This is a genomic window from Azospira sp. APE16, assembly GCF_047901315.1.
In the GTDB taxonomy this organism is placed as follows: domain Bacteria; phylum Pseudomonadota; class Gammaproteobacteria; order Burkholderiales; family Rhodocyclaceae; genus Azospira; species Azospira oryzae.
Genome location: NZ_CP179682.1, coordinates 448,935 through 470,937, shown reverse-complemented (window position 1 = coordinate 470,937; position 22,003 = coordinate 448,935). Strand labels below are relative to the sequence as shown.

Below are 22,003 nucleotides of genomic sequence, written 5' to 3'. Positions count from 1 at the left end.
GGAGGACTCCGGAAGGGGCGGCGCTCACGGCCGCAGGCCCTTGATCAACAAATCAAAATGGGTATCGAGGAAACGGACGGGGTCCCGCTCCTCCTCGGCGCAGCAGGGGCCGATGGAATAGCGCCACACGGCCAGCATCAGGATGGGGGCGAAGATGACGTCCACCGCCATGCCCACATCCACGGGACGGAACTCGCCCTGATCCATGCCGCGCTGCAGGGCCTCCCGCAGCAGGGCGCGGCCCGGGTCGATGACGTTCTCCCGGTAGAACGCCGCCACCTTGGGGAAGTTGCCGGCCTCGGAAACCATCAGCTTGGGTACGCCGCCCAGGGGACTTTCCCCCAGCAGCTCCCACCAGCCGAGCAGCAGGCAGCGCAGCAGTTCGCTGGCCGAGCCCTGATGCTCCTCCAGCATGGTGCGGCCCTCGTTCATGGCCGGAATGATGCCTTCCCGGATCACCGCCTCGAACAGGGCTTCCTTGCTGTCGAAATAGAGATACAGCGTGCCCTTGGAGACGCCGGCCCGGGCGGCGATATCCTCCAGCCGGGTGGCGGCGAAACCGCGTTCGGTAAACAGTTCCAGGGCAGCCGCCGTCAGCTCCTGGGGGCGGGCTTCCTTGCGGCGGCGGCGGGGTGGATCGGCGGAATCACAGAGAGACATGGGAATACATTACTGACTGACCGGTCAGTAATGTATTGAAAAGAAAAGGTCCGGTCAACCCACCGCCAGCCCGCCCCTTTTCCCTTGATGCCGCCCCTTCCTTTTGCTGACAAAGGGCCACGCCCCAGGCCGGCCCTACGGCCGATGACGGAACCTGGCCTGGCACCTAAGCAGTGATCTTCTCCGGGCATGCGCCCCGTCCAGGTGCATCTTGTATGCAAGTTCGACTGCCGCCGCCGGCGCGGCAAAAAATACAATTTGCCAACTAGCAGAGCACATTCAAGCGACTAGGAAATACATCGGCGCTCCGGCCCAGATTGGCACGTTGCATGCAATTCATGGACTGTCTCCCCAACCTAGGAGTAGTCGATGAAACCCCGCAATTTCAAGCTTCGCCACTGGCTGGCAGCCCTCCCCCTGAGCTTCGCCCTGCATGCAGGACTGCATGCAGAAACAGTGGCCCGCTACGGCATTTCCATGGCCGACATTCCCCTCACCACCGGCCAGCCGGACCGGGGCGCCGGCGCCTACCAGTTCACCGGCCACACCCTGTACGACCCGCTGATCGCCTGGGAAGCCAATGTGGGCAACCGCCCCGGCAAGCTGGTGCCCGGCCTGGCCACCGAGTGGAAGGCAGATCCGAAGGACAACAAGAAGTGGCGCTTCACCCTGCGCAAGGGCGTCAAGTTCCATGACGGCTCCGAATTCACTGCCGATGCGGTGGTCTGGAACCTGGACAAGGTCCTGGCGGAAAAGTCGCCCCAGTTCGACGCCAAGCAGAGTGCCCAGGTGCGCCCGCGCATTCCCTCCATCGCCTCCTACCGCAAAGTCGGTCCCTACGAGGTGGAGATCACCACCAAGGAAGTGGACGCCCTGTTCCCCTACCAGTTGCCCTGGTTCCTGGTCTCCAGCCCGGCCCAGTGGGAAAAGCTGGGCAAGGACTGGAACAAGGTGGCCAGCCAGCCCTCCGGCACCGGCCCCTTCAAGCTGGACAAGCTGGTCCCCCGGGAGCGGGCCGACCTGGTGAAGAACGCCGCCTACTGGGACAAGAGCCGCCTGCCCAAGACCGACCGCATCGTCCTGCTGCCCATCCCCGACGCCATGACCCGGGCCAACGCCCTGCTCAACGGCCAGGTGGACATCATCGAGACGCCGCCGCCGGACGTGCTGCCCCAGCTCAAGGCCGGCGGCTTCAAGCTGGTGCAGAACGTCACGCCCCACGTCTGGCCCTACCACTTCTCCACCTATCCGGGCTCGCCGTGGACCGACATCCGGGTGCGCAAGGCGGCCAACCTGGCCATCGACCGGGATGCGGTGGTCAAGCTGATGAGCGGTCTGGCCACCCCGGCCAAGGGCCAGGTGGACGCTACCAGCCCCTGGTTCGGCAAGCCCGGCTTCAAGATTGGCTACGACCTGGCCGCCGCCCGCGCCCTCATGGCCCAGGCCGGCTACGGCCCCTCCAAGCCCCTCAAGGCCAAGGTCATCATCGCCCAGGGCGGCACCGGCCAGATGCTGTCCCTGCCCATGAACGAGTTCGTGCAGCAGAGCCTGGCGGAGATCGGCATCGAGGTGACCTTCGAGGTGGTGGAGCTGGAGAACCTGTACCGCCACTGGCGCGCCGGGGCCAAGGCCGACATCAACGCCGGCAAGGGCATCACCGCCATCAACCTGGGCTACGTCACGGCCGACCCGTTCTACGCCATCACCCGCTTCACCGACAGCCATTACGTGGCGCCCAACGGGGTGAACTGGGGCGGCTACAACAACCCCAAGGTGGACGCGGCCCTGGAGAAGATCCGCACCACCTTCGACAGCAAGACCCAGGACGGCCTGCTCGCCTTCGTGCACCAGAGCATGGTGGACGACGCCCAGATGCTGTGGGTGGTGCATGACGTGAATCCCCACGCCCTGTCGCCCAAGGTCAAGGAGTTCATCCAGGCCCAGCACTGGTTCCAGGACCTCACCACCATCCGCATGTAATCCCCACCGGGCCGGGGTTCGCCCCGGCCCATGACGGAAAGCCCGCCATGTTTGCCTACATCCTGAAACGGCTGATCTACGCCATCCCCATCGCCCTCAGTGTGACGGTGGTGTCCTTCGTCCTCGTCTATCTGGCCCCGGGCGACCCCCTCAACGCCATCGCCCCGGCCGACGCGCCGGAAGAGGTGATCCAGGCCTTGAAGAGCGCCTACGGCCTGGACAAGCCGGTGCCCGTGCAGTACGGCCTGTGGCTGATGCGCGCCGTGCAGGGCGACCTGGGCCTGTCCATCGCCTCGGGCCGGGAAGTCACCGCCGAAGTGCTCAGCGCCGTCAGCAACACCCTGCTCCTGGCCGGCATGGCCGCCGCCATCGGCGTGGTCCTCGGTTGCATCCTCGGCGCCCTTGCCGGCTACCGCCACGGCACCTGGATCGACAAGGCGGCCACCGCCCTCTCCGTGGTCGGCGTCAGCATCCCCCACTACTGGCTGGGCCTGGTCCTGACCATCCTCTTTTCCATCTGGCTGCCCTGGTTCCCGGCCATGGGCGCCGGCCCCGGCGGCTCCGGCGAATGGCTGTGGGACCTGGAGCACCTGCGCTACCTGGTGTTGCCGGCCCTGACCCTGTCGGTGATCCCCATGGGCATCATTACCCGCACCGTGCGGGCCCTGGTGGCCGACATGCTGGGCCAGGAATTCGTCACCGCCCTGCGCGCCCGGGGTCTCTCCGGCGGCGCCGTCTTCCGCCACGTGGCCAAGAACACCGCCCCCACCGTGCTGGCCGTGGCCGGCCTGCAGATCGGCTACCTGATGGGCGGTTCCATCCTGGTGGAAACCGTCTTCGCCTGGCCCGGCACCGGCTTCCTCCTCAACACCGCCATCTTCCAGCGGGACATCCCCCTGCTCCAGGGAACCATCCTGGTGCTGTGCATGTTCTTCGTGGTGCTCAACCTGCTGGTGGACATCCTGCAACCCCTGATCGACCCGCGCATGGGCCGCAGCTGAAAGAGGAACGACCATGTCCGCAACCCTTCCCCTCCCCCTGCCGGCCGCTGCGGCGCCGGCCCAGCCCAGCCGCAGCTACTGGACCGTGGTGTGGCGCCAGCTGCGGCGCGACCCCATGGCCATGGCCAGCGCCGCCGTGCTGCTGCTGATCGTCGGCGCCGCCGTCTTCGCGCCCTGGCTGGCCCCGGCCGATCCCTACAAGGCCAGCATGATCAAGCGCCTGCTGCCCATCGGCAGCCCCGGCTTCCTTCTCGGCACCGACGAGCTGGGCCGCGACCTGCTCAGCCGCCTCATGCACGGCGGCTGCCTCTCCCTGCTCATGGGTGTGGTGCCGGTGCTGGCGGCCTTCGGCATCGGCACCACCATCGGCCTCCTGGCGGGCTACGTCGGTGGCCGGGTGAACATGGCCATCATGCGCGTGCTCGACATCTTCTACGCCTTCCCCTCGGTGCTGCTGGCGGTGGCCATCTCAGGCGCCCTGGGGCCAGGTATGAGCAACAGCCTGATCGCCCTGACCCTGGTCTTCGTGCCCCAGGTGGTGCGGGTGGCCGAGAGCGTCACCACCCAGGTGCGCCAGCTGGACTACATCGAGGCGGCGCGCATGAGCGGCGCCGGGGCCTTCTCCATCATCCGCACCCACGTGCTGGGCAATGTGCTGGGACCGGTCTTCGTCTATGCCACCGGCCTCCTCAGCGTCAGCATGATCCTGGCCTCGGGCCTGTCCTTCCTCGGTCTCGGGGTGAAGCCGCCGGAACCCGAGTGGGGCCTCATGCTCAACACCCTGCGCTCGGCCATCTACAGCAATCCCTGGGTCGCCGCCCTGCCCGGCGTGCTGATCTTCGTCACTTCCATCGCCTTCAACCTGCTCGCTGACAGCGTGCGCTCCGCCATGGACATCCGCAAATGAACGCCGCCCTCGCCCCCACGCCCGCCCCCCACGACATGGGCGGCCCCGCCCAGCCCCTGCTCATCGTGCGCGACCTGAAGAAGCACTTTCCCGTACGCAGCAGCCCCCTGGACCGGGAACGCAAGTTCGTCCACGCCGTGGACGGGGTCAATTTCTCCGTCCCCAAGGGCAAGACCCTGGGCATCGTCGGCGAATCCGGCTGCGGCAAATCCACCACCGCCCGCCTGGTGGCCCGGCTGATGCCCGCCGATGCGGGCGAGCTGATCTTCGACGGCGAGGGGGTGGAGGAATTCCGCGGCCTGCGCCTCAAGGAGTTCCGCCGCAACCTGCAGATGGTGTTCCAGGATTCCTTCGCCTCCCTCAATCCCCGCCTCACCATCGCCGAAACCATCGCCTACGGGCCCAGGGTGCACGGCATCGCCCGAGCCGACCACCAGGCCAGGGAACTGCTCGACCGGGTGGGGCTGGACCCGAGCCACTTCGCCGGCCGCTATCCCCACGAGCTGTCCGGCGGCCAGCGGCAGCGGGTGAACATCGCCCGGGCTTTGGCCTTCGACCCGCGCCTGGTGATCCTGGACGAGGCCGTGGCGGCCCTCGACAAGTCGGTCCAGGCCCAGGTGCTCAACCTGCTGCAGGAGCTGAAGGCGGAGCGCCAGCTCACCTATCTCTTCATCTCCCACGACCTGCACGTGGTGCATTACCTGTCGGACTACGTGATGGTGATGTACCTGGGCCAGGTCATCGAGAGCGGCCCGGTGGAGCGCATCTACGGCCAGCCGGCCCACCCCTATACCCGGGCCCTGCTCTCCGCCGTGCCCTCCATGGACCCGGAGCACCGCACCCAGGCCTCGCCCCTGGCCGGCGACCCGCCCAACCCCATCAACCCGCCCAGCGGCTGCCGCTTCCGCGACCGCTGCCCCCACGCCCACGCCGTCTGCGCCAGCGCCACGCCGGCCCTGCGGGACATGGGCCGCCATAGCGAGCACCTGGCGGCCTGCCATCTCAACGATCCCGCTTCCGGCCACCCGGAAGCCCACCAGGAGCAACGTCCATGACTACCCCGCTCGTCTCCATCCAGGATCTGACCGTGCAGTTCCACGGCGCCCGCCGCGCCAGCGCCCTCAACCAGGTGAGCCTGGAACTGGGCCAGGGCGAAGTGCTGGGACTGCTGGGGGAATCGGGCTCGGGCAAGAGCGTCACCCTGCGCACCCTGCTGCGCCTGCACCCGGAGCGCCACACCCGCACCGCCGGCCGCATCCGGGTGGACGGCCAGGACGTGTTGGCCCTGCGCGGCCGGGAGCTGGACCGCTACCGGGGCGGCACCGTCTCCATGGTGTTCCAGGAGCCGGGCCTGGCCTTCGACCCGGTGTACACCATCGGCCAGCAGATCAGCGAGGCGGTGCGGGTGCACGAGGGCGTGGACCAGGCCACCGCCGCCGCCCGGGCCCTGGCCATGCTGGAGCGGGTGCAGATTCCCCAGGCCCGCCGCCGCTTCGACGCCTATCCCCACGAGCTGTCCGGCGGCATGCGCCAGCGTGCCATGATCGCCCTGGCCCTGGCCTGCAAGCCCAAGCTGCTGCTGGCGGACGAGCCCACCACCGCCCTCGACGCCACGGTACAGATCCAGATCCTGCTGCTGTTGCGGGAGCTGCAGCGGGAAACCGGCATGTCGGTGATTTTCGTCACCCACGACATCGGCGCCGCGGTGGAGGTGGCCGACCGCATCGCCGTCATGTACGCCGGCCGCATCGTCGAGCAGGGCCCGGTGGGCCAGCTGGTGCGCCAGCCCTGCCACCCCTACACCCGGGGCCTGCTGGCGGCCACCGTCGGCCACGAGCACCGGGGCCGCCCCCTGGAGGCCATCCCCGGCTCGCCGCCGGACCTGGCCGCCCTGCCCCCGGGCTGCAGCTTCGCCCCCCGCTGCAGCCACGCCAGCGAGCGCTGCCACCGCGACATCCCGCCCCTGGAGCAGCAGGGCGCCCGCACCCTGGCCTGCTGGCATCCGGTGCGCCTGCTGGGGGAGGCCGCCTGATGGAAAGCGCCATCCACACCGCCGCCCCGCCGGAGGCCGGGCGCAGCCGGGGCAGCCTGGCGGAGGACGTCTGCCGCAGGATTGCCGACGAGATCGTCCTCGGCCAGCTGGCCCCCGGCACCCGCCTGGACGAAGTGACCCTGGCCGCCCGCTTCGCCGTCTCCCGCACCCCGGTGCGGGAGGCCCTCAAGCAGCTGGCCATCATGGGCTTGGTGGAGACCCGCCCCAACCGGGGCTCGGTGGTGGCCGCCCTGTCGGTGGAACAGCTCAACCACATGTTCGAGGCCATCGCCGAACTGGAGGCCGCCTGCGCCCGCCACGCCGCCCTGCGCATGAGCGAGGCGGACCGGGCCGCCATGCGCCAGCACCACGCCGAGGGCCGGGCCGCCATGCAGGCCGGCGACATCGAACGCTACGAGGCAGCCAACATCGCCCTCCACGCCACCATCATCCGCGGCTGCTACAACCCGGTGCTGATCGACATGGCCACCAGCCTGCGGGACCGGGTCTCCAGCTTCCGCCGCACCCAGTTCCGCAACCTGGAGCGCATGAGCGAATCCTTCGAGGAGCACTCGGTGATCGTGGAGGCCATCCTGGCCCACGACGTCATCACCACCTACCGGGAAATGCGCTCCCACCTCATCTCCGCCCGCAGCGCCACCACCCGGGCGGCGCCGGCCTGGGGCAACGCCCCGGCCGCCGCTTCCGCCCCCCTCCCGCCCGACCCCCTGCCCTGATCGCGAAAGGCCATTCCATGAATCCCGTACTCGGAACCCGCGGCGCCGTCGTCGCCTCCCATTCCCTGGCAGCCCAGGCCGGGCTCGACATCCTGCGCGAAGGCGGCAACGCCATCGAGGCCACCATCGCCGTGGCCGCCACCCTGGCCGTGGTCTATCCCCACATGACCGGCATCGGCGGCGACGGCTTCTGGCTGCTGCACGCCCCCGGCCAGCCGGTGCGCTCCATCGACGCCTGCGGTGCCGCCGGCGCCCAGGTCACCCCGGAGCTCTACGGCAACCTGGAAAGCATTCCCTGGCGCGGCCCCCTGGCCGCCAACACGGTGGCCGGTACCGTCTCCGGCTGGGCCGCCGCCCACGCCCACAGCCGGGCGGCCTGGGGCGGCCGCCTGCCCCTCTCCCGCCTGCTGGAAAGCGCCATCCACTATGCCCGCCACGGCTTCCCCGTGACCCGCAGCCAGCAGGACAACACCCGGGCCAAGCTGGCGGAACTGCGGGAGCAGCCGGGCTTTGCCGCCGCCTTCCTCAACCACGGCCAACTGCCGGTGTACGGCCAGCAACACCGTTTCCCCCGTCTGGCGGAGACCCTGGAGCAGCTGGGCCGGGCCGGGGCGGAGGACTTCTACCGAGGCGACCTGGCCGGCGTCATCGCCCGGGACCTGGCCCGGGTGGGCAGCCCCGTCAGCGGCGCCGACCTGGCCGCCCACCGGGCCTCCCTGCAGGACCCGCTGGCGGTGAAGCTCTCCGTCGGCACCGTGTACAACCAGGCGCCGCCGACCCAGGGCGTCGCCTCCCTGCTCATCCTCGCCATCTATGACCGCATCCGCCGGGAAGGCTGGAACCCGGACAACGCGGAGGGTATCCACGCCCTGGTGGAGGCCACCAAACAGGCCTTCCTGCAGCGGGACCGCCACGTGGGCGACCCGGGTTCGATGCAGATCGATCCCCGGGAGTTGCTGGCAGACGGATTGGTGGAACGCCTGGCCGCCGCCATTCCCCTGGAGCAGGCCAGCCCCTGGCCGGCCCCCATGTCGGATGGCGACACCACCTGGATGGGCGCCATCGACAGCGCCGGCCGGGCGGTGAGCATGATCCAGAGCATCTACTTCGAATTCGGCAGCGGCGTGGTGCTACCCGAGAGCGGCATCTGGTGGCAGAACCGGGGCTGCTCTTTCGACCTGCGCCCGGGCCGGCTGCGCACCCTGGCCCCGGGCCGCAAGCCCTTCCACACCCTCAATCCGGCCCTGGCCCAGCTGGACGACGGCCGCCTGCTGGTCTACGGCACCATGGGCGGCGAGGGCCAGCCCCAGACCCAGGCCGCCGTCTTCTCCCGCTACGTCTGGGGCGGCCACAACGTGCGTTCCGCCGTGGCGGCGCCGCGCTGGCTGCTGGGCCGCACCTGGGCCGAGCAGAGCACCACCCTGAAACTGGAATCCCGCTACGACCCGGCCCTGGTGGAACGCCTGCGGGCCATGGGGCATCCGGTGGAAATGGCCGGCGACTTCGACGAGCGCATGGGCCACGCCGGGGCCCTGGTGCTGCATCCGGACGGCTGGATCGAGGGCGGCGAGGACCCCCGCAGCGACGGCTGCGTGGCGGCCTGGTAAGGCGTCACGGACATTTCCCCAGGGAGACAACACGATGGGATTCAAATTCGACTGGTTCATGAAGGGCATGCTGGGGGCGGTGCTGCTGGCCTTCCTCTGGCCCGAGCCCGGCGCCAAGGGCGGCTTCCTGCAGCCGGAGCTGCTCAACAAGCTGGGGGTGGCCCTGGTCTTCTACCTCAACGGCCTGGCCCTGTCCCTGGCCTCGATGAAGGACGGCGCCCTGCGCTGGCGGGTGCATCTGCTGGTCCAGTGCAGCACCTTCCTCCTCTTCCCCCTGCTGGGCGTCGCCCTGCTGTGGGGCAGCGCCGGCTGGATGGCGGCGCCGCTGCAGATCGGCTTCTTCTACCTGTGCGCCCTGCCTTCCACCGTCTCCTCCTCGGTGGCCCTGACCATCGCCGCCCGGGGCAATGTGGCGGCGGCGGTGTTCAACGCCACCCTCTCCAGCCTCATCGGCGTGCTGCTGACGCCCCTGTGGATGGCCTGGGTGCTGCACCAGAGCGGCGGCAATTTCGCCGTCGGCCCGGTGATCGTGGACCTGCTGCTGTGGGTGGTGCTGCCCCTGGTCCTGGGCCAGTTCAGCCGCCCCCTGCTGAAGGATTGGGCCAGCAGGCACAAGGGCCTGCTGCAGAAGGTGGACCGCATCACCATCCTGCTGCTGGTCTACACCTCCTTCGCCGACACGGTGAAGGAAGGGGTGTGGTCCCGCTACAACCCCCTGCTGCTGCTGCAGACGGTGGCCGGCTGCGCCCTGCTCTTCCTCCTCGTGCTGGCCCTCACCCAGTGGGGCGCCCGGCTGCTCGGCATGCCCCGGGGAGACCGCATCGCCAGCGTCTTCTGCGGCTCGAAGAAGACCCTGGCTTCGGGCGTGCCCATGGCCCACCTGATCTTCGGCGCCAATCCGGCCATCGGCCTCATCCTGCTGCCGATCATGATCTACCACCCGCTGCAGCTGCTGGCCGGCGGCATGCTGGCCCAGCGCTGGAGCGGTGCCGAGGCCACCCCTAGCTAGCCCGGCGCACCTGCCAGGCGGGGCGGCCACCGGCCATCAGGTCGGCGGCGCCCAGGCGGTACTCGGCCCCGTCCGCCGCCAGCACGGCCAGGGGACGGGAGGGCGACGTCCCCTCCAGCAGGGACTGGAACGCCACCCCGGCGGGAGCCGGCCAGTGGCCCAGCAGCACCTGGCTGCGGGCATCGTAGAGGCTGAGGCCGGCCACATCCAGCACCCACAGGCGCTCCGCGGCCCCATCCAGGCCCAGGGCACGGATGCTGCGCCGGGGGCCCGGCGCCAGGGTGGCCACCGGCACCGGCAGGTCGCCCCGCAGGCGGAACACCCGCACCTGGCCGTTGCGCTGGTCCGCCAGATAGAGCAGGCCGGCCTCCCGCCACTCCACCCGGCTCATGCCCGGCATCGTCTCCGCCGTACCGGCACCGCCCGCCCCGATGCCGGCCCCCAGCAGCAGGGCGGCGGCGGCAATGGCCAGGGCACAGCCCACCAGCAGCAGGGGAAGGGGCAGACGGGGATGGAGGTGCTCGTGACAGGCCATGGCGGGCTCCTTGGGCCAAACGACAATGGGAGACCTGACAATAGCGAACACTTTTTTCCATCGGAATATACAATCAGCCCATCCGACCGCGACACTGTTCCGGTGAAAACACCGGGCCAATCCCGTCCCAGGAGCGAACAGATGCTGAACCTCTCCCTCAATCCCGATTCCCCCCAGCCCCTGGTGGACCAGATCGTCGCCGGCGTCCGCGCCCGCATCGAGGACCGGCTGCTGCGCCCCGGCATGCGCCTGCCGCCCATCCGCCACTTCGCCGACAACCACGGCGTCAGCCGCTTCACCGTGGTGGAGGCCTACGACCGGCTGGTAGCCCAGGGCCTGCTCAAGTCCCGCCGCGGTTCCGGCTTCTATGTCGAGGCCCGCAGCCTGCCCCAGGCCGCGGCGGAGCCGGTGGCCGGCCAGGTGGCCCGGGCCTTCGACAACGCCGGGGTGCTGCACCAGAGCCTGGAGGATTCGCCCAACCGGCTCAAGGTGGGCGTCGGCTGGCTGCCGCCGGAATGGCACGACCAGGAAGGGGTGCGGCGCCAGCTGCGGGCCCTGGCCCGGCGCGACGAGGTCAAGCTGACCTGCTACGGCACGCCCCTGGGCTTCGCCCCCCTGCGGGAACAGGTGCGGCTCAAGCTGGCGGACCTGGGCATCGCCGCCCAGCCCGGGCAGATCATGCTCAGCCACGGTGCCACCCAGGGCCTGGACCTGCTCATCCGCCTGCTGCTCAAGCCCGGCGACTGCGTCTTCGTGGACGACCCGGGCTACTGGAACCTGTTCGCCAACCTGCGCCTGCACGGAGTGCAGCTGGTGGGCGTACCCTGGGGCCAGGACGGCCCCGATCCCCAGGCCCTGGAATCCCTGCTGGCGGAGCACCGGCCCCGGGCCTTCTTCACCCATTCGGTGCTGCAGAACCCCACCGCCTGCAATCTCTCGCCGGCCAACGCCTTCCGCATCCTGCAGCTGGCGGAGAAGCACGACTTCCTGCTGGTGGAGGACGACACCTACGGCGACTTCCACCCCGGCGGCGCCACCCGCCTGTCCACCCTGGACCAGTTGCAGCGGGTGGTCTACGTCGGCAGTTTCTCCAAGACCCTCTCGGCCAACCTGCGGGTGGGCTTCGTCGCCGGCCGGCCGGACCTGATGGCGGCCCTCACCGACGTCAAGATCGTCAGTTGCGTCTCCACCTCGGAAGTGGCGGAACAGCTGGTCTACGAAATGCTCACCGCCGGCCACTACCGCAAGTACCTGGAGCGCATCCACGGCCGCCTGCGGGAAGCGGCGGACAAGACCCTGCGCCTGCTGGAACGGGTGGGCATGGAGGCCTACGCCGAACCGGCCGGCGGCATGTTCGTCTGGGCCCGGGCGCCGGGCCTGGAGGACGCGGCGCGGCTGGCCACCCAGGCCGCGGCGGCGGACATCATGCTGGCCCCGGGCCACATCTTCCGTCCCCAGCTGCAGGCCTCGCCCTGGATCCGCTTCAACGTGGGCTACACCCAGGACCCGCGTCTGGAGCGCTTCCTCGGCGAGACCCTGGGCCGGGGCTGAAACGACGCCGGGCGCCCTCAGGCGCCCGGCGGTCAAACATCCATGAAGAAACCGGCGCCTAGCGCGATTCCTTGATCAGGCGGCCGTTGGAGGGCTGCACCGGGCGGGCGTTGTTGCGGTAGAGGCGGGAGAAGATGGCGATCTGCTGGGCCGAAACCTGCACCGGCTGCTGCATCACCAGCCACAGCACGCCTTCGCTGCAGGGCGGCGTGGTGAGGGAACCCATGTAGGTGTAGTAGCCGCGCTTTTCCGGCAGCAGCTGGTTGAGATCCACCGCCGCGTCGGGCGGCAGCACTTCCTGGTTCTTCTCCAGGGGAATGTAGTTCCACAGGGTCTGGATCACCGGGTGTTCCTGGGCGCCCTTCTCCAGCAGCACCGCCACCACCGCCAGCTGGTTGTCGTCGGAGCGGTGCACCATGTGGGCCACCATGTCGAAGACCTTGCCGTTCACCCGCTCTTCCGAGGGCCGGTGGAAGTGCACCTGGACCAGGTCGTAGGTCTTGCCCAGATGGGTCAGGCTGCCGTGGCCGAAGGAGGCCTGCAGGGTGTGGCCGTTGTCCACCAGGCGGAAGCGGGTGGGCCGGTAGGAAAACTCGATGGGCGGCAGATCGACGCGGATGCCGTCCCAGATGTCGATGGGCGACTGGCGCCGGCCCTTGTCGCAGGTGGCGAAATCGGGCTTGAGGCGGCCCCAGAAGTCCGGCCCGCCTTCTCCTTCGTAGGACCAGTGGATGGCGTGGTGCTGCTCGGCCCCCTCCAGCCCCTCCGGCTTGGCAGCGGGGCGGGGCTTGGCTGCCCGGGGTGCCGCCGCCGTGTAGGGCGCCGGACGCGGGATGTAGGCCGGGGCTGCCTGGGGCTTCTGGATTTCCATGTGCTCCAGGCTCTTCACCGGGGTCGGCGCCTGGGTGGATTCCCGTTGCACCGCCTTCTTCACCATCTCCTCGTTGGCCTTCTTCAGCTCCTCGGCCGCCACATTGGCCTTGGCCACGGTGGCCTGGGTCAGCTTGCGCATGTCCGCCGCCGTGGTGGGCCGGCAGATGTCCCGCAGCAGCTTGTCGTCCAGGGTGTTGGCGCGCACCGGCATGTCGGTGGCCACCTTGATTTCCTCTTCCCGCAGCAGTTCGCCGCTGGCCTTCACATAGACCCGCTTCAGGGTGGCGTAGGTGCGGTTGCTGCAGTCGTAACGGCCCAGGGCCTCGATGCTGCGGTAATTGCTGGCGCTCTGGGCGTCGGGCAGGTCCTTCTCCAGGACGATGCGGCCCCAGGCCGACACCTTGCCCGACTCGTCCCGCTTGATGCTGGCCCGGTCCACCTCGATGCGCTTGCCGGGCTCGGTGGAGATGGCCTGCCAGGTGCGGCCGTCGTCGCCCACCTTGGTCGGCGCCGCGCTCGGAGCGGCCTGCAGCAGGCCGGCCGTCAGCAGCAGGGCCGTGGTCAGCGCTCCCCGGGTCAGGGTGGCGGGGGCGGAAATGGGATTTGTCTCGAGGGCGGGCATGGCGCGTCTCTCTGCTCGTTATTTTGGGCTAACGTTACTCTGACGGATGGCAAAAGAAAAACTTTAGGCCCGGCTCGGCTTTTCTTGCATTTTCCCAGGCTTTCCAGTAACTTGCGCCCGTACCTTGGGGGTGCCTGAAAGCCTTGGAAATACTGGCTTCCGGCTGAGAAATACCCTTATGACCTGTACGGGTAATGCCGTCGTAGGGAAAGCGTCGCCGGGCCGCCTCTTGCGCCCTCCCTCGCCCCTCCTTGCACCTTTGCCTGACCGGGTCCGTCCCGCCGGCCTCCCGGCCGCGCTACCGCACCCCCTCCCCAGCAAGGAGACACCATGAACGCCAACGACAAATTCATTGCCACCGCCGCCCAAGTGGACGAAGCGGCGGTCCAGCCCCTGCCCAATTCCCGCAAGATCTACGTCGAGGGCTCCCGCCCCGACATCCGGGTGCCCATGCGGGAAATTTCCCAGGCCGACACCCCCACCGGTTTCGGCGGCGAGAAGAACCCGCCCATCTACGTCTACGACTGTTCCGGCCCCTACACCGACCCCAACGCCAAAATCGACATCCGTTCCGGCCTGCCGGCCCTGCGCCAGCAGTGGATCGAGGAGCGGGGCGACACTGAGGTGCTGCCCGACCTAACCAGCGAATACGGCCGCCAGCGGGCCGCCGACCCGGCCCTGGACGAACTGCGCTTCCCCGGTCTGCACCGCAAGCCCCGCCGCGCCAAGGCCGGCGCCAACGTCAGTCAGATGCACTACGCCCGCAAAGGCATCATCACCCCGGAAATGGAATACGTGGCCATCCGGGAAAACCTGAATCGCCAGCAGTACCTGGAAAACCTGCGCAACACCGGCCCCATGGGCGAAAAAATGGTCAAGCTGCTGGGCCGCCAGCACAAGGGGCAGGATTTCGGCGCCGCCATTCCCCAGGAGATCACCCCGGAATTCGTGCGTTCCGAAGTGGCCCGGGGCCGCGCCATCATCCCCAACAACATCAACCACCCGGAAAGCGAGCCCATGATCATCGGCCGCAACTTCCTGGTGAAGATCAACGCCAATATCGGCAACTCCGCCCTGGGTTCTTCCATCAGCGAGGAAGTGGACAAGATGACCTGGTCCACCCGCTGGGGCGGCGACACGGTGATGGATCTGTCCACCGGCAAGAACATCCACGAAACCCGGGAATGGATCATCCGCAACAGCCCCGTGCCCATCGGCACCGTGCCCATCTATCAGGCCCTGGAGAAGGTGAATGGCAAGGCCGAGGAGCTGACCTGGGAAATCTTCCGCGACACCCTGATCGAGCAGGCCGAGCAGGGCGTGGACTACTTCACCATCCACGCCGGCGTGCTGCTGCGCTACATCCCCATGACCGCCAACCGCATGACCGGCATCGTCTCCCGCGGCGGCTCCATCATGGCCAAGTGGTGCCTGGCCCATCACAAGGAAAGCTTCCTCTACACCCATTTCGAGGACATCTGCGAAATCATGAAGGCCTACGACGTGGCCTTCAGTCTCGGTGACGGCCTGCGTCCCGGCTCCATCTACGACGCCAACGACGAGGCCCAGCTGGGCGAGCTGGAAACCCTGGGCGAACTCACCGACATCGCCTGGAAGCACGACGTGCAGACCATCATCGAAGGTCCCGGCCATGTGCCCATGCACATGATCAAGGAGAACATGGACCTGCAACTGAAGCACTGCAAGGAAGCGCCCTTCTACACCCTGGGCCCCCTGACCACCGACATCGCCCCCGGCTACGACCACATCACCAGCGGCATCGGCGCCGCCATGATCGGCTGGTACGGCACCGCCATGCTCTGCTACGTCACGCCCAAGGAACACCTGGGCCTGCCGGACAAGAACGACGTCAAGGAAGGCATCATCACCTACAAGCTGGCTGCCCACGCCGCCGACCTGGCCAAGGGCCACCCGGGCGCCCAGATCCGCGACAACGCCCTGTCCAAGGCCCGCTACGAGTTCCGCTGGGACGACCAGTTCAACCTGGGGCTGGACCCGGACAAGGCCAAGTCCTTCCACGACGAGACCCTGCCCAAGGAATCGGCCAAGGTGGCCCACTTCTGCTCCATGTGCGGCCCCCACTTCTGCTCCATGAAGATCACCCAGGACGTGCGCGACTTCGCCGCCCAGCAGGGCATCGGCGAAGCCGAGGCCCTGGAGAAGGGCATGGAGACCAAGGCGGTGGAATTCGTGAAGAGCGGCGCCGAGCTCTACCGCAAGGTCTGAGGCAGCGGCGGCAGCTCACCCGGAAACGGCGGCCATCAGGCCGCCGTTTTTCATTCCCGGGGCATGCCTTCCGCCAGACCGGCGGTCCATTCGGTCATCAGCCGGTAGCCCACCGCCAGCAGGGTGGGGCCGAGGAAGACGCCGATGAAGCCGAAGGCGAGAACGCCGCCGAGGACCCCCAGCAGCACCAGGATGAAGGGCAGGCTGGCGCCGCGGCTGATGATGAGGGGCTTGAGCACGTTGTCCACGGTGCTGACGACGAAGAAGCCCCAGGCGGCGACGAAAATGGCCCAGCCCAGCTCCCCCTGCTGGAACAGCCAGAAGGCGGCCGGCCCCCAGATCAGGGGCGGCCCCACGGGCACGGCGGAAAGGAAGAAGGTGGCCAGGCCCAGCAGCAGGGCGCCGGGCACCCCGGCCACGGCGAAACCGATGCCGGCCAGGACGCCCTGGGCCAGGGCGGTGCCGATGATGCCGTACACCACGCCGCCCACGGTGCCGTGGGCCAGGTGCAGCAGGCGCCGCCCCCGGGCCCCGGCCAGGCGCTCCAGCACGGCGGTGAGGTGGGCGGTGACGGCCTCGCCGTCGCGGAAGAGGAAGAAGACGATCAGCACCGACAGCATGAGGTGGAAGACCCCCATGCCGATGGCCCGGCTGCCGTTCAGCACCAGGCCCTTGGCCGGCTCCACCAGCTGGCCCAGTTCCGCCACCAGGCGCTGGCCGTTGTGGGCGAAGCCCTGCCAGTAGGCATGCAGGCGTTCGCCGACGAAAGGGATGTCCTGCAGCCACTGGGGCGCATCGGGCAGGCCGCCCTCCAGCAGGGTGCGGGTGGCGGCGGCCAGTTCCGCCACGTTGCTGCCCAGGCCCACCGCCACCACGATGAAGGGCGCCACCAGCACCAGGGCGGTAGCCAGGGTGGTGAGCAGGGCCGAGGTGTTGCGCCAGCCCGGCAGGCGCTGGTCCACCCAGTGGAACACCGGCCACACCGTGGTGGCCAGGATTGCCGCCCAGAGCACGGCGGAAAGGAAGGGGCGCAGCACCAGGAAGCAACCGACGATGAGGAAACCCAGGGCGGCAAAACCGAGGATGCGGTCAGAACGGAAGGGCTGCATGGACAGGATTTCCAGGAAAGCGTGGTCGAAACGGTGGTCGAAGCGGTGCTCGAAACGAAAAGACGCAGTGCCGGGCCGCACCGCATCCGACGGCTATGCTAACAAATCGGCATGACGATTACCCGCCTTCCCCGCCCGGCGGACCGCGCCCGGCAAGGCCCGGACTGTAAGCCGGGGCGCCAATGGCCTACCATGGCGCCATTGCCCTTGCCGATGCCCGCCATGCCTGCCTCCGCCGCCCCCACCACGCCCCGCGCCACCGTCGCCATCGACGACGCCGAACTGCAGCAGCTGGACGCCTTCTGGCGCGCCGCCAACTACCTGGCCGGAGCCATGATCTACCTGCAGGACAATCCCCTGCTGCGCCAGCCCCTGGCGCCGGAGCACATCAAGCAGCGGCCCCTCGGCCACTGGGGCGCCAGCCCGGGCCTGGCCTTCGCCTACGCCCACCTGACCCGGCTGATCCGCCACCACGACCTGGACGCCATCTTTCTCGCCGGCCCGGGCCACGGCGCCCCCGGCATCCTGGGCCCGGCCTGGCTCGAAGGCAGCCTGGGCGACCGCCAGCCGCAACGGGGCTGGGGCCTGGCCGGCCTGACCCGCTTCTGCCGCGACTTCTCCTTCCCCGGCGGCCTGGGCAGCCACTGCACGCCGGAAGTGCCAGGCTCCATCCACGAAGGGGGCGAGCTGGGCTACAGCCTCTCCCATGCCTTCGGCGCCGCCTTCGACAACCCGGATCTGCTGGTGACGGTGATGGTGGGCGACGGCGAGGCCGAGACCGGCCCCCTGGCCACCGCCTGGCACTCCAACAAATTCCTCAACCCGGCCCGGGACGGGGCGGTGCTGCCCATCCTGCACCTCAACGGCTACAAGATCGCCAACCCCACCATCCTGGCCCGCATCCCCCGGGAGGAACTGCTGGCCCTGTTCACCGGCTACGGCTGGGCGCCGAAAATCGTCGAGGGCCATGAGCCGGCGGCCATGCACCGGGCCATGGCGGCGTCCATGGACGAATGCCTGGAGGAGATCCGGGCCATCCAGCAGGCGGCCCGCAGCGGCAAGGGCCCCTTGCAGCGGCCCCGCTGGCCCATGATCGTGCTCGTCTCGCCCAAGGGCTGGACCGGGCCCAGGCAGGCCGACGGCCATCAGGTGGAAGGCACCTGGCGGGCTCACCAGGTGCCCCTGGCCGATCCGCGCAACAACGAAGAAAACCGCCGCCTGCTGCAGGAATGGCTGCAGTCCTACCGGCCGGATGAACTGTTCACCGAGGACGGCGAACCGGCGCCCCTGCTGCAGGACTTCGCCCCCCGGGGCCGCCGTCGCCTGGGCGCCAATCCCCACGCCAACGGCGGCCTGCTGCGCCTGCCCCTGGACCGGCCCGACTGGCGCCAACAGGCGGTCACCTTCGCCGCCCCGGGCAGCTGCCGCCACAGCAACACCGATCCCCTGGGCCGCCACCTGGGGCAGATCATGCAAAAGAACCCCAGCAATTTCCGCCTCTTCGGCCCGGACGAAACCGCCTCCAACAAGCTGGGCGCCGTCTTCGAAGTCACCGGCAAGGCCTGGCTGGGGGAATCCCGCCCCGAGGACGCGGACGGCGGCCATCTCGCTGCCGACGGCCGGGTCATGGAAATGCTCTCGGAACACACCCTGGAAGGCTGGCTCGAAGGCTACCTGCTGACCGGCCGCTACGGCCTCCTCTCCACCTACGAAGCCTTCGCCCACGTCATCGACTCCATGTTCAACCAGCACGCCAAGTGGCTGGAGATGTGCCGGGACGTGCCCTGGCGGGCGCCGGTGGGGGCCCTCAACCTGCTCATCACCTCCACCGTGTGGCGCCAGGACCACAACGGCTTCACCCACCAGGACCCGGGCTTCCTCGACCTGGTGGTGAACAAGAGCCCGGCGGTGACCCGCATCTACCTGCCGCCGGACGCCAACTGCCTGCTGGCGGTAGCCGACCGCTGCCTGGGGAAAACCGACGTCATCAACGTCATCGTCGCCGACAAGCAGGCCCACCTGCAGTACCTGGACGCGGAAGCCGCCGCCCTGCACTGCGCCCGGGGCATCGGCCTGTGGGACTGGGCCAGCAGCGACGACGAGGCGGGCACCGAGCCGGAAGTGGTGCTGGCCAGCTGCGGCGATGTGGCCACCCAGGAAGCCCTGGCGGCGGCGGAACTGCTCTACCGCCACTTCCCCGACCTCAAGCTGCGCTTCGTAAACGTGGTGGACCTGTTCACCCTGACGCCGCCGGAGGAGCACCCCCACGGCATCAGCGAGCGGGACTGGACCGGCCTGTTCACCGCCGACAAGCCCATCGTCTTCAACTTCCACGGCTACCCCTGGCTGATCCACCGCCTCGCCTACCGCCGCCCCAACCACGCCAATCTGCATGTGCGCGGCTACAAGGAGCGGGGCAGCATCTGCACCCCCCTGGAACTGGCCATGGACAACCAGATCGACCGCTACTCCCTGGCCATCGACGTCATCGACCGGGTGCCGCGCCTGGCCGTGGCCGGCGCCCACGTCAAGCAGGCCCTGGAGCAGAAGCAGCAGCAATGCCGGGCCCACGCCCACCGCCATGGGGTGGACCCGGAGGAGATCAACACCTGGACCTGGGGCGGCCAGCCGTGAGCGAGGCAGTTCTGGAATGCCGCCCGGGCTGCGGCGCCTGCTGCATCGCCCCTTCCATCTCCTCCCCCATTCCCGGCATGCCGGACGGCAAGCCGGCGGGAGTGCGCTGCATCCAGCTGCTGGAAGACAACCGCTGCGCCATCTTCGGCCGGCCGGAGCGGCCCGCCGTCTGCGGCGGCCTGCAACCTTCGCCGGAAATGTGCGGCGCCAGCCAGGGCGAGGCCCTGGCCTGGCTCACCCGGCTGGAACAGGCCACCCACCCGGGCGCCTGACGGCCCTCAGGGCTCCTCGGGGAAGCACTCCCGGTCGGCGAAGAACTCCACCAGCCGGTCGAACACCAGGCGGATGCGGGCCGCCACCGGGCCCCGCTGAGGCCGATAGACGTAGAGATTCCACGGGTCCGGCTCCAGCTGCGGCAGCACCCGCCGCAACTCGCCGCTGCGCAGCAGGGGAATGGTAAGCAGGCTCACCACCTGGCCGAAGCCCAGGCCGGCCCGCACCGCGGCGAACTCGGCCAGGGTCTCGTCGGTGGCGAAGGCCCAGGTGCCGGGCAACCACTCCTCCCCGTCCTTGAGGAACCAGGGCCAGGGCTTGCCCGTGGCCGGGTCCATCACCACCGTCACCGGCCGCTGCTGCAGGTCCGCCAGGCTCAGCGGCTCGCCCACGGCATCAAGCAGGGCCGGACTGGCCACGGTGTGGAAATGCACCTTGGCCACGGCCCGGGCAACGAAACGGCTGTCCCGCAGAAAGCCCACCCGCACGCCGATGTCGATCTGCTCGTCCACCACGTCCGCCGGCCGGTCCGAGAGGCGCAGGTCCAGGCGCAGGCCGGGGAATTCGCGGCCCAGTTCGGCCAGCAGGGGCATGACGAAATGCTGGCCCAGGGCCTTGGGCGCGGTGAGGCGCACCAGGCCGGCGAGCTCGTTGTCCGGCAGGGAGCTGGCGCGCTGGAACAGGGCATCGACGCCCTGCACGGCGCCGCGGGCCTCCGCCGCCAGACGGGCTCCGAAATCGGTGATGCGGTTGGCCCGGGTGTTGCGGTGGAAGAGCAGCTCCCCCAGGTGTTCCTCCAGCTCCTGCACCGCCCGAGTCACGGCCTGGGGCGAGACGTGCAGGCGCAGGGCCGCCTCCTTGAAGCTCTTGGCTTCGGCGGCGGCAACGAAGAGGCGCAGCATTTCCAGGCGGTTGAGCATGACGGGAGCCCCGCTTTTAGTTCCGATATTTGGAATTGTGAAATCAAAACACTTTCATTTATTGGATTCAAGTCCTGACGGATACTGCTCGGCGTACACCCAATTTCCCCGGAGGACTCTCCATGACCAGCCAACTGTTCACCCCCTACGCCCTGGGCGGCCTGAGCCTGCCCAACCGCATCGTCATCGCCCCCATGTGCCAGTACTCCGCCGCCAACGGCGTGGTCGGCGACTGGCACCTGATGCATCTGGGCAACCTATCCCACAGCGGCGCCGGCCTGCTCATCGCCGAAGCCACCGCCGTCAGCCCGGAAGGCCGCATCTCCGACCGCTGCCCGGGCCTGTGGGACGACGCCACGGAAAGCGGCTGGGCCCGGGTCATGGCCGGCATCCGCCAGTACTCGGCCATGCCCATCGGCATCCAGCTGGCCCACGCCGGGCGCAAGGGCGGTTGTGCCGCCCCCTGGCTGGGCGGCAAGCAACTGCCCCTGAGCGAAGGCGGATGGTTCAACGTGGCCCCCTCGGCCGTTCCCTTCGATCCCAGCGATGCGGCGCCCCAGGCCCTGGACGCGGCCGGCATCAAGCGCCTGGTGCAGGCCTTCGCCGACGCCGCCCGCCGGGCCGACCGCCTGGGCTTCGACGCGGTGGAACTGCACGCCGCCCACGGCTACCTGATGCACGAATTTCTCTCCCCCCTCACCAACCAGCGCAGCGACGAATACGGCGGCAGCCTGGCCAACCGGCTGCGCTTCGTGCTGGAAGTGTTCGACGCCGTGCGCGCCGTGTGGCCCCGCCACAAGGCCCTGGGCATGCGGGTCTCCGCCACGGACTGGGTGGACGGCGGATGGACGCCGGAAGAGACGGTGGAGCTGGCCAAGGAGCTGAAGGCCCGGGGCGCCGATTTCATCCACGTCTCCAGCGGCGGCCTTTCCCTGGAACAGAAGATTCCCGTGGGCCCCGGCTACCAGCTGCCCTTCGCCCGCCAGGTGAAGGAAGCCAGCGGCCTGCCCACCATCGGCGTCGGCCTCATCACCGAAGCCAAGCAGGCCGAGGCCGTGGTCACCGAAGGCGATGCGGACCTGGTGGCCGTGGCCCGGGCCATGCTCTACGACCCGCGCTGGCCCTGGCATGCCGCCGCCGAGCTGGGCGCCCAGGTGCAGGCGCCGCCCCAGTTCTGGCGCGGTGCGCCGCGAGGGGCCGAAGGGGTGTTCTCGCCCCTGCCCTGAGGCAGCGGCAAGGCGGGCGGCAGTAAAGCCGCCATGAAAAAAGGGGACGCCTGGCGTCCCCTTTTTTGTCGATACCAAGC

18 protein-coding genes and 1 riboswitch are annotated in these 22,003 nt (G+C 69.1%); of the genes, 13 read left to right on the top strand and 5 right to left on the bottom strand.

Going from position 1 to position 22,003, the window contains the following annotated elements:
• Window positions 1–24: 24 nt before the first annotated feature.
• Entirely contained in the window at window positions 25–660 is a 636-nt protein-coding gene (locus tag ACLSSQ_RS02390; protein ID WP_014235525.1) for a TetR/AcrR family transcriptional regulator, read from the bottom strand.
• 369 nt (window positions 661–1,029) lie between these two features.
• Here ACLSSQ_RS02390 and ACLSSQ_RS02385 point away from each other — a divergent pair, with 369 nt between their 5' ends.
• From ACLSSQ_RS02385 to ACLSSQ_RS02350, 8 genes are read left to right on the top strand one after another with little or no spacing between them, the layout of a single operon-like run.
• Window positions 1,030–2,640, top strand: a complete 1,611-nt coding sequence (locus ACLSSQ_RS02385; protein ID WP_416243700.1) for an ABC transporter substrate-binding protein — start codon at window positions 1,030–1,032, stop codon at window positions 2,638–2,640.
• Between the two features lie 47 nt (window positions 2,641–2,687).
• Entirely contained in the window at window positions 2,688–3,641 is a 954-nt protein-coding gene (locus ACLSSQ_RS02380; RefSeq protein WP_014235527.1) for an ABC transporter permease, read from the top strand.
• A 13-nt stretch (window positions 3,642–3,654) separates the two neighbouring features.
• Window positions 3,655–4,548 (top strand): ABC transporter permease, encoded by an 894-nt coding sequence (locus ACLSSQ_RS02375; protein ID WP_416243699.1) that lies wholly within the window; start codon window positions 3,655–3,657, stop codon window positions 4,546–4,548.
• Complete coding sequence (locus ACLSSQ_RS02370; RefSeq protein ID WP_014235529.1) at window positions 4,545–5,603, top strand: ABC transporter ATP-binding protein; 1,059 nt, start codon at window positions 4,545–4,547, stop codon at window positions 5,601–5,603. Before ACLSSQ_RS02375 ends, ACLSSQ_RS02370 begins: the two co-directional genes overlap by 4 nt.
• A complete protein-coding gene (locus ACLSSQ_RS02365) occupies window positions 5,600–6,580 on the top strand; it encodes an ABC transporter ATP-binding protein (RefSeq protein ID WP_416243698.1) in 981 nt (326 codons plus the stop codon). Before ACLSSQ_RS02370 ends, ACLSSQ_RS02365 begins: the two co-directional genes overlap by 4 nt.
• Entirely contained in the window at window positions 6,580–7,317 is a 738-nt protein-coding gene (locus tag ACLSSQ_RS02360) for a GntR family transcriptional regulator (protein WP_416243697.1), read from the top strand. The genes ACLSSQ_RS02365 and ACLSSQ_RS02360 overlap by 1 nt, the downstream gene beginning before the upstream one ends.
• 17 nt (window positions 7,318–7,334) lie before the next feature.
• Complete coding sequence (locus ACLSSQ_RS02355; protein ID WP_416243696.1) at window positions 7,335–8,924, top strand: gamma-glutamyltransferase family protein; 1,590 nt, start codon at window positions 7,335–7,337, stop codon at window positions 8,922–8,924.
• Window positions 8,925–8,958: 34 nt separating this feature from the next.
• A complete protein-coding gene (locus tag ACLSSQ_RS02350; RefSeq protein WP_416243695.1) occupies window positions 8,959–9,933 on the top strand; it encodes a bile acid:sodium symporter family protein in 975 nt (324 codons plus the stop codon).
• Here the strand turns inward: ACLSSQ_RS02350 and ACLSSQ_RS02345 are convergent.
• Complete coding sequence (locus ACLSSQ_RS02345) at window positions 9,926–10,468, bottom strand: hypothetical protein (RefSeq protein WP_416243694.1); 543 nt, start codon at window positions 10,466–10,468, stop codon at window positions 9,926–9,928. The two genes, ACLSSQ_RS02350 and ACLSSQ_RS02345, sit on opposite strands and share 8 nt — an antisense overlap.
• Window positions 10,469–10,609: 141 nt before the next feature.
• Here ACLSSQ_RS02345 and ACLSSQ_RS02340 point away from each other — a divergent pair, with 141 nt between their 5' ends.
• Complete coding sequence (locus ACLSSQ_RS02340) at window positions 10,610–12,019, top strand: PLP-dependent aminotransferase family protein (protein ID WP_014235535.1); 1,410 nt, start codon at window positions 10,610–10,612, stop codon at window positions 12,017–12,019.
• Between the two features lie 58 nt (window positions 12,020–12,077).
• Here ACLSSQ_RS02340 and ACLSSQ_RS02335 read toward each other — a convergent pair whose 3' ends face one another.
• On the bottom strand, window positions 12,078–13,514 hold the full coding sequence (locus ACLSSQ_RS02335; protein ID WP_416243693.1) for a surface-adhesin E family protein: 1,437 nt from the start codon (window positions 13,512–13,514) through the stop codon (window positions 12,078–12,080).
• 123 nt (window positions 13,515–13,637) lie between these two features.
• A riboswitch (TPP riboswitch) is annotated at window positions 13,638–13,726 on the top strand.
• A gap of 118 nt (window positions 13,727–13,844) precedes the next feature.
• Between ACLSSQ_RS02335 and thiC the strand changes: the two genes are divergently transcribed.
• Window positions 13,845–15,761, top strand: a complete 1,917-nt coding sequence (thiC, locus tag ACLSSQ_RS02330; RefSeq protein WP_014235537.1) for a phosphomethylpyrimidine synthase ThiC — start codon at window positions 13,845–13,847, stop codon at window positions 15,759–15,761.
• A 50-nt stretch (window positions 15,762–15,811) separates the two neighbouring features.
• Here the strand turns inward: thiC and ACLSSQ_RS02325 are convergent, their stop codons facing one another.
• Entirely contained in the window at window positions 15,812–16,870 is a 1,059-nt protein-coding gene (locus tag ACLSSQ_RS02325; RefSeq protein ID WP_014235538.1) for an AI-2E family transporter, read from the bottom strand.
• A gap of 222 nt (window positions 16,871–17,092) precedes the next feature.
• Here ACLSSQ_RS02325 and ACLSSQ_RS02320 point away from each other — a divergent pair, with 222 nt between their 5' ends.
• Window positions 17,093–19,504, top strand: coding sequence for a phosphoketolase (locus ACLSSQ_RS02320; protein ID WP_416243692.1), 2,412 nt, complete (start codon window positions 17,093–17,095; stop codon window positions 19,502–19,504).
• A gap of 11 nt (window positions 19,505–19,515) precedes the next feature.
• A complete protein-coding gene (locus tag ACLSSQ_RS02315; RefSeq protein ID WP_207222272.1) occupies window positions 19,516–19,776 on the top strand; it encodes a YkgJ family cysteine cluster protein in 261 nt (86 codons plus the stop codon).
• Window positions 19,777–19,782: 6 nt separating this feature from the next.
• Here the strand turns inward: ACLSSQ_RS02315 and ACLSSQ_RS02310 are convergent, their stop codons facing one another.
• Window positions 19,783–20,697 (bottom strand): LysR family transcriptional regulator, encoded by a 915-nt coding sequence (locus ACLSSQ_RS02310; RefSeq protein ID WP_416243691.1) that lies wholly within the window; start codon window positions 20,695–20,697, stop codon window positions 19,783–19,785.
• A 122-nt stretch (window positions 20,698–20,819) separates the two neighbouring features.
• Between ACLSSQ_RS02310 and ACLSSQ_RS02305 the strand changes: the two genes are divergently transcribed.
• Window positions 20,820–21,923: an NADH:flavin oxidoreductase/NADH oxidase gene (locus ACLSSQ_RS02305; RefSeq protein WP_416243690.1), complete on the top strand. Its 1,104-nt coding sequence runs from the start codon at window positions 20,820–20,822 to the stop codon at window positions 21,921–21,923.
• Window positions 21,924–22,003: the final 80 nt, after the last annotated feature.

Coding starts and splice junctions, on each gene's coding strand:
- thiC (WP_014235537.1), top strand. CDS start 13,845: ATGAACGCCAACGACAAATTCATTGCCACCGCCGCCCAAGTGGACGAA.
- ACLSSQ_RS02355 (WP_416243696.1), top strand. CDS start 7,335: ATGAATCCCGTACTCGGAACCCGCGGCGCCGTCGTCGCCTCCCATTCC.
- ACLSSQ_RS02310 (WP_416243691.1), bottom strand. CDS start 20,697: ATGCTCAACCGCCTGGAAATGCTGCGCCTCTTCGTTGCCGCCGCCGAA.
- ACLSSQ_RS02360 (WP_416243697.1), top strand. CDS start 6,580: ATGGAAAGCGCCATCCACACCGCCGCCCCGCCGGAGGCCGGGCGCAGC.
- ACLSSQ_RS02305 (WP_416243690.1), top strand. CDS start 20,820: ATGACCAGCCAACTGTTCACCCCCTACGCCCTGGGCGGCCTGAGCCTG.
- ACLSSQ_RS02320 (WP_416243692.1), top strand. CDS start 17,093: ATGCCTGCCTCCGCCGCCCCCACCACGCCCCGCGCCACCGTCGCCATC.
- ACLSSQ_RS02345 (WP_416243694.1), bottom strand. CDS start 10,468: ATGGCCTGTCACGAGCACCTCCATCCCCGTCTGCCCCTTCCCCTGCTG.
- ACLSSQ_RS02370 (WP_014235529.1), top strand. CDS start 4,545: ATGAACGCCGCCCTCGCCCCCACGCCCGCCCCCCACGACATGGGCGGC.
- ACLSSQ_RS02340 (WP_014235535.1), top strand. CDS start 10,610: ATGCTGAACCTCTCCCTCAATCCCGATTCCCCCCAGCCCCTGGTGGAC.
- ACLSSQ_RS02335 (WP_416243693.1), bottom strand. CDS start 13,514: ATGCCCGCCCTCGAGACAAATCCCATTTCCGCCCCCGCCACCCTGACC.
- ACLSSQ_RS02375 (WP_416243699.1), top strand. CDS start 3,655: ATGTCCGCAACCCTTCCCCTCCCCCTGCCGGCCGCTGCGGCGCCGGCC.
- ACLSSQ_RS02385 (WP_416243700.1), top strand. CDS start 1,030: ATGAAACCCCGCAATTTCAAGCTTCGCCACTGGCTGGCAGCCCTCCCC.
- ACLSSQ_RS02380 (WP_014235527.1), top strand. CDS start 2,688: ATGTTTGCCTACATCCTGAAACGGCTGATCTACGCCATCCCCATCGCC.
- ACLSSQ_RS02390 (WP_014235525.1), bottom strand. CDS start 660: ATGTCTCTCTGTGATTCCGCCGATCCACCCCGCCGCCGCCGCAAGGAA.
- ACLSSQ_RS02325 (WP_014235538.1), bottom strand. CDS start 16,870: ATGCAGCCCTTCCGTTCTGACCGCATCCTCGGTTTTGCCGCCCTGGGT.
- ACLSSQ_RS02365 (WP_416243698.1), top strand. CDS start 5,600: ATGACTACCCCGCTCGTCTCCATCCAGGATCTGACCGTGCAGTTCCAC.
- ACLSSQ_RS02350 (WP_416243695.1), top strand. CDS start 8,959: ATGGGATTCAAATTCGACTGGTTCATGAAGGGCATGCTGGGGGCGGTG.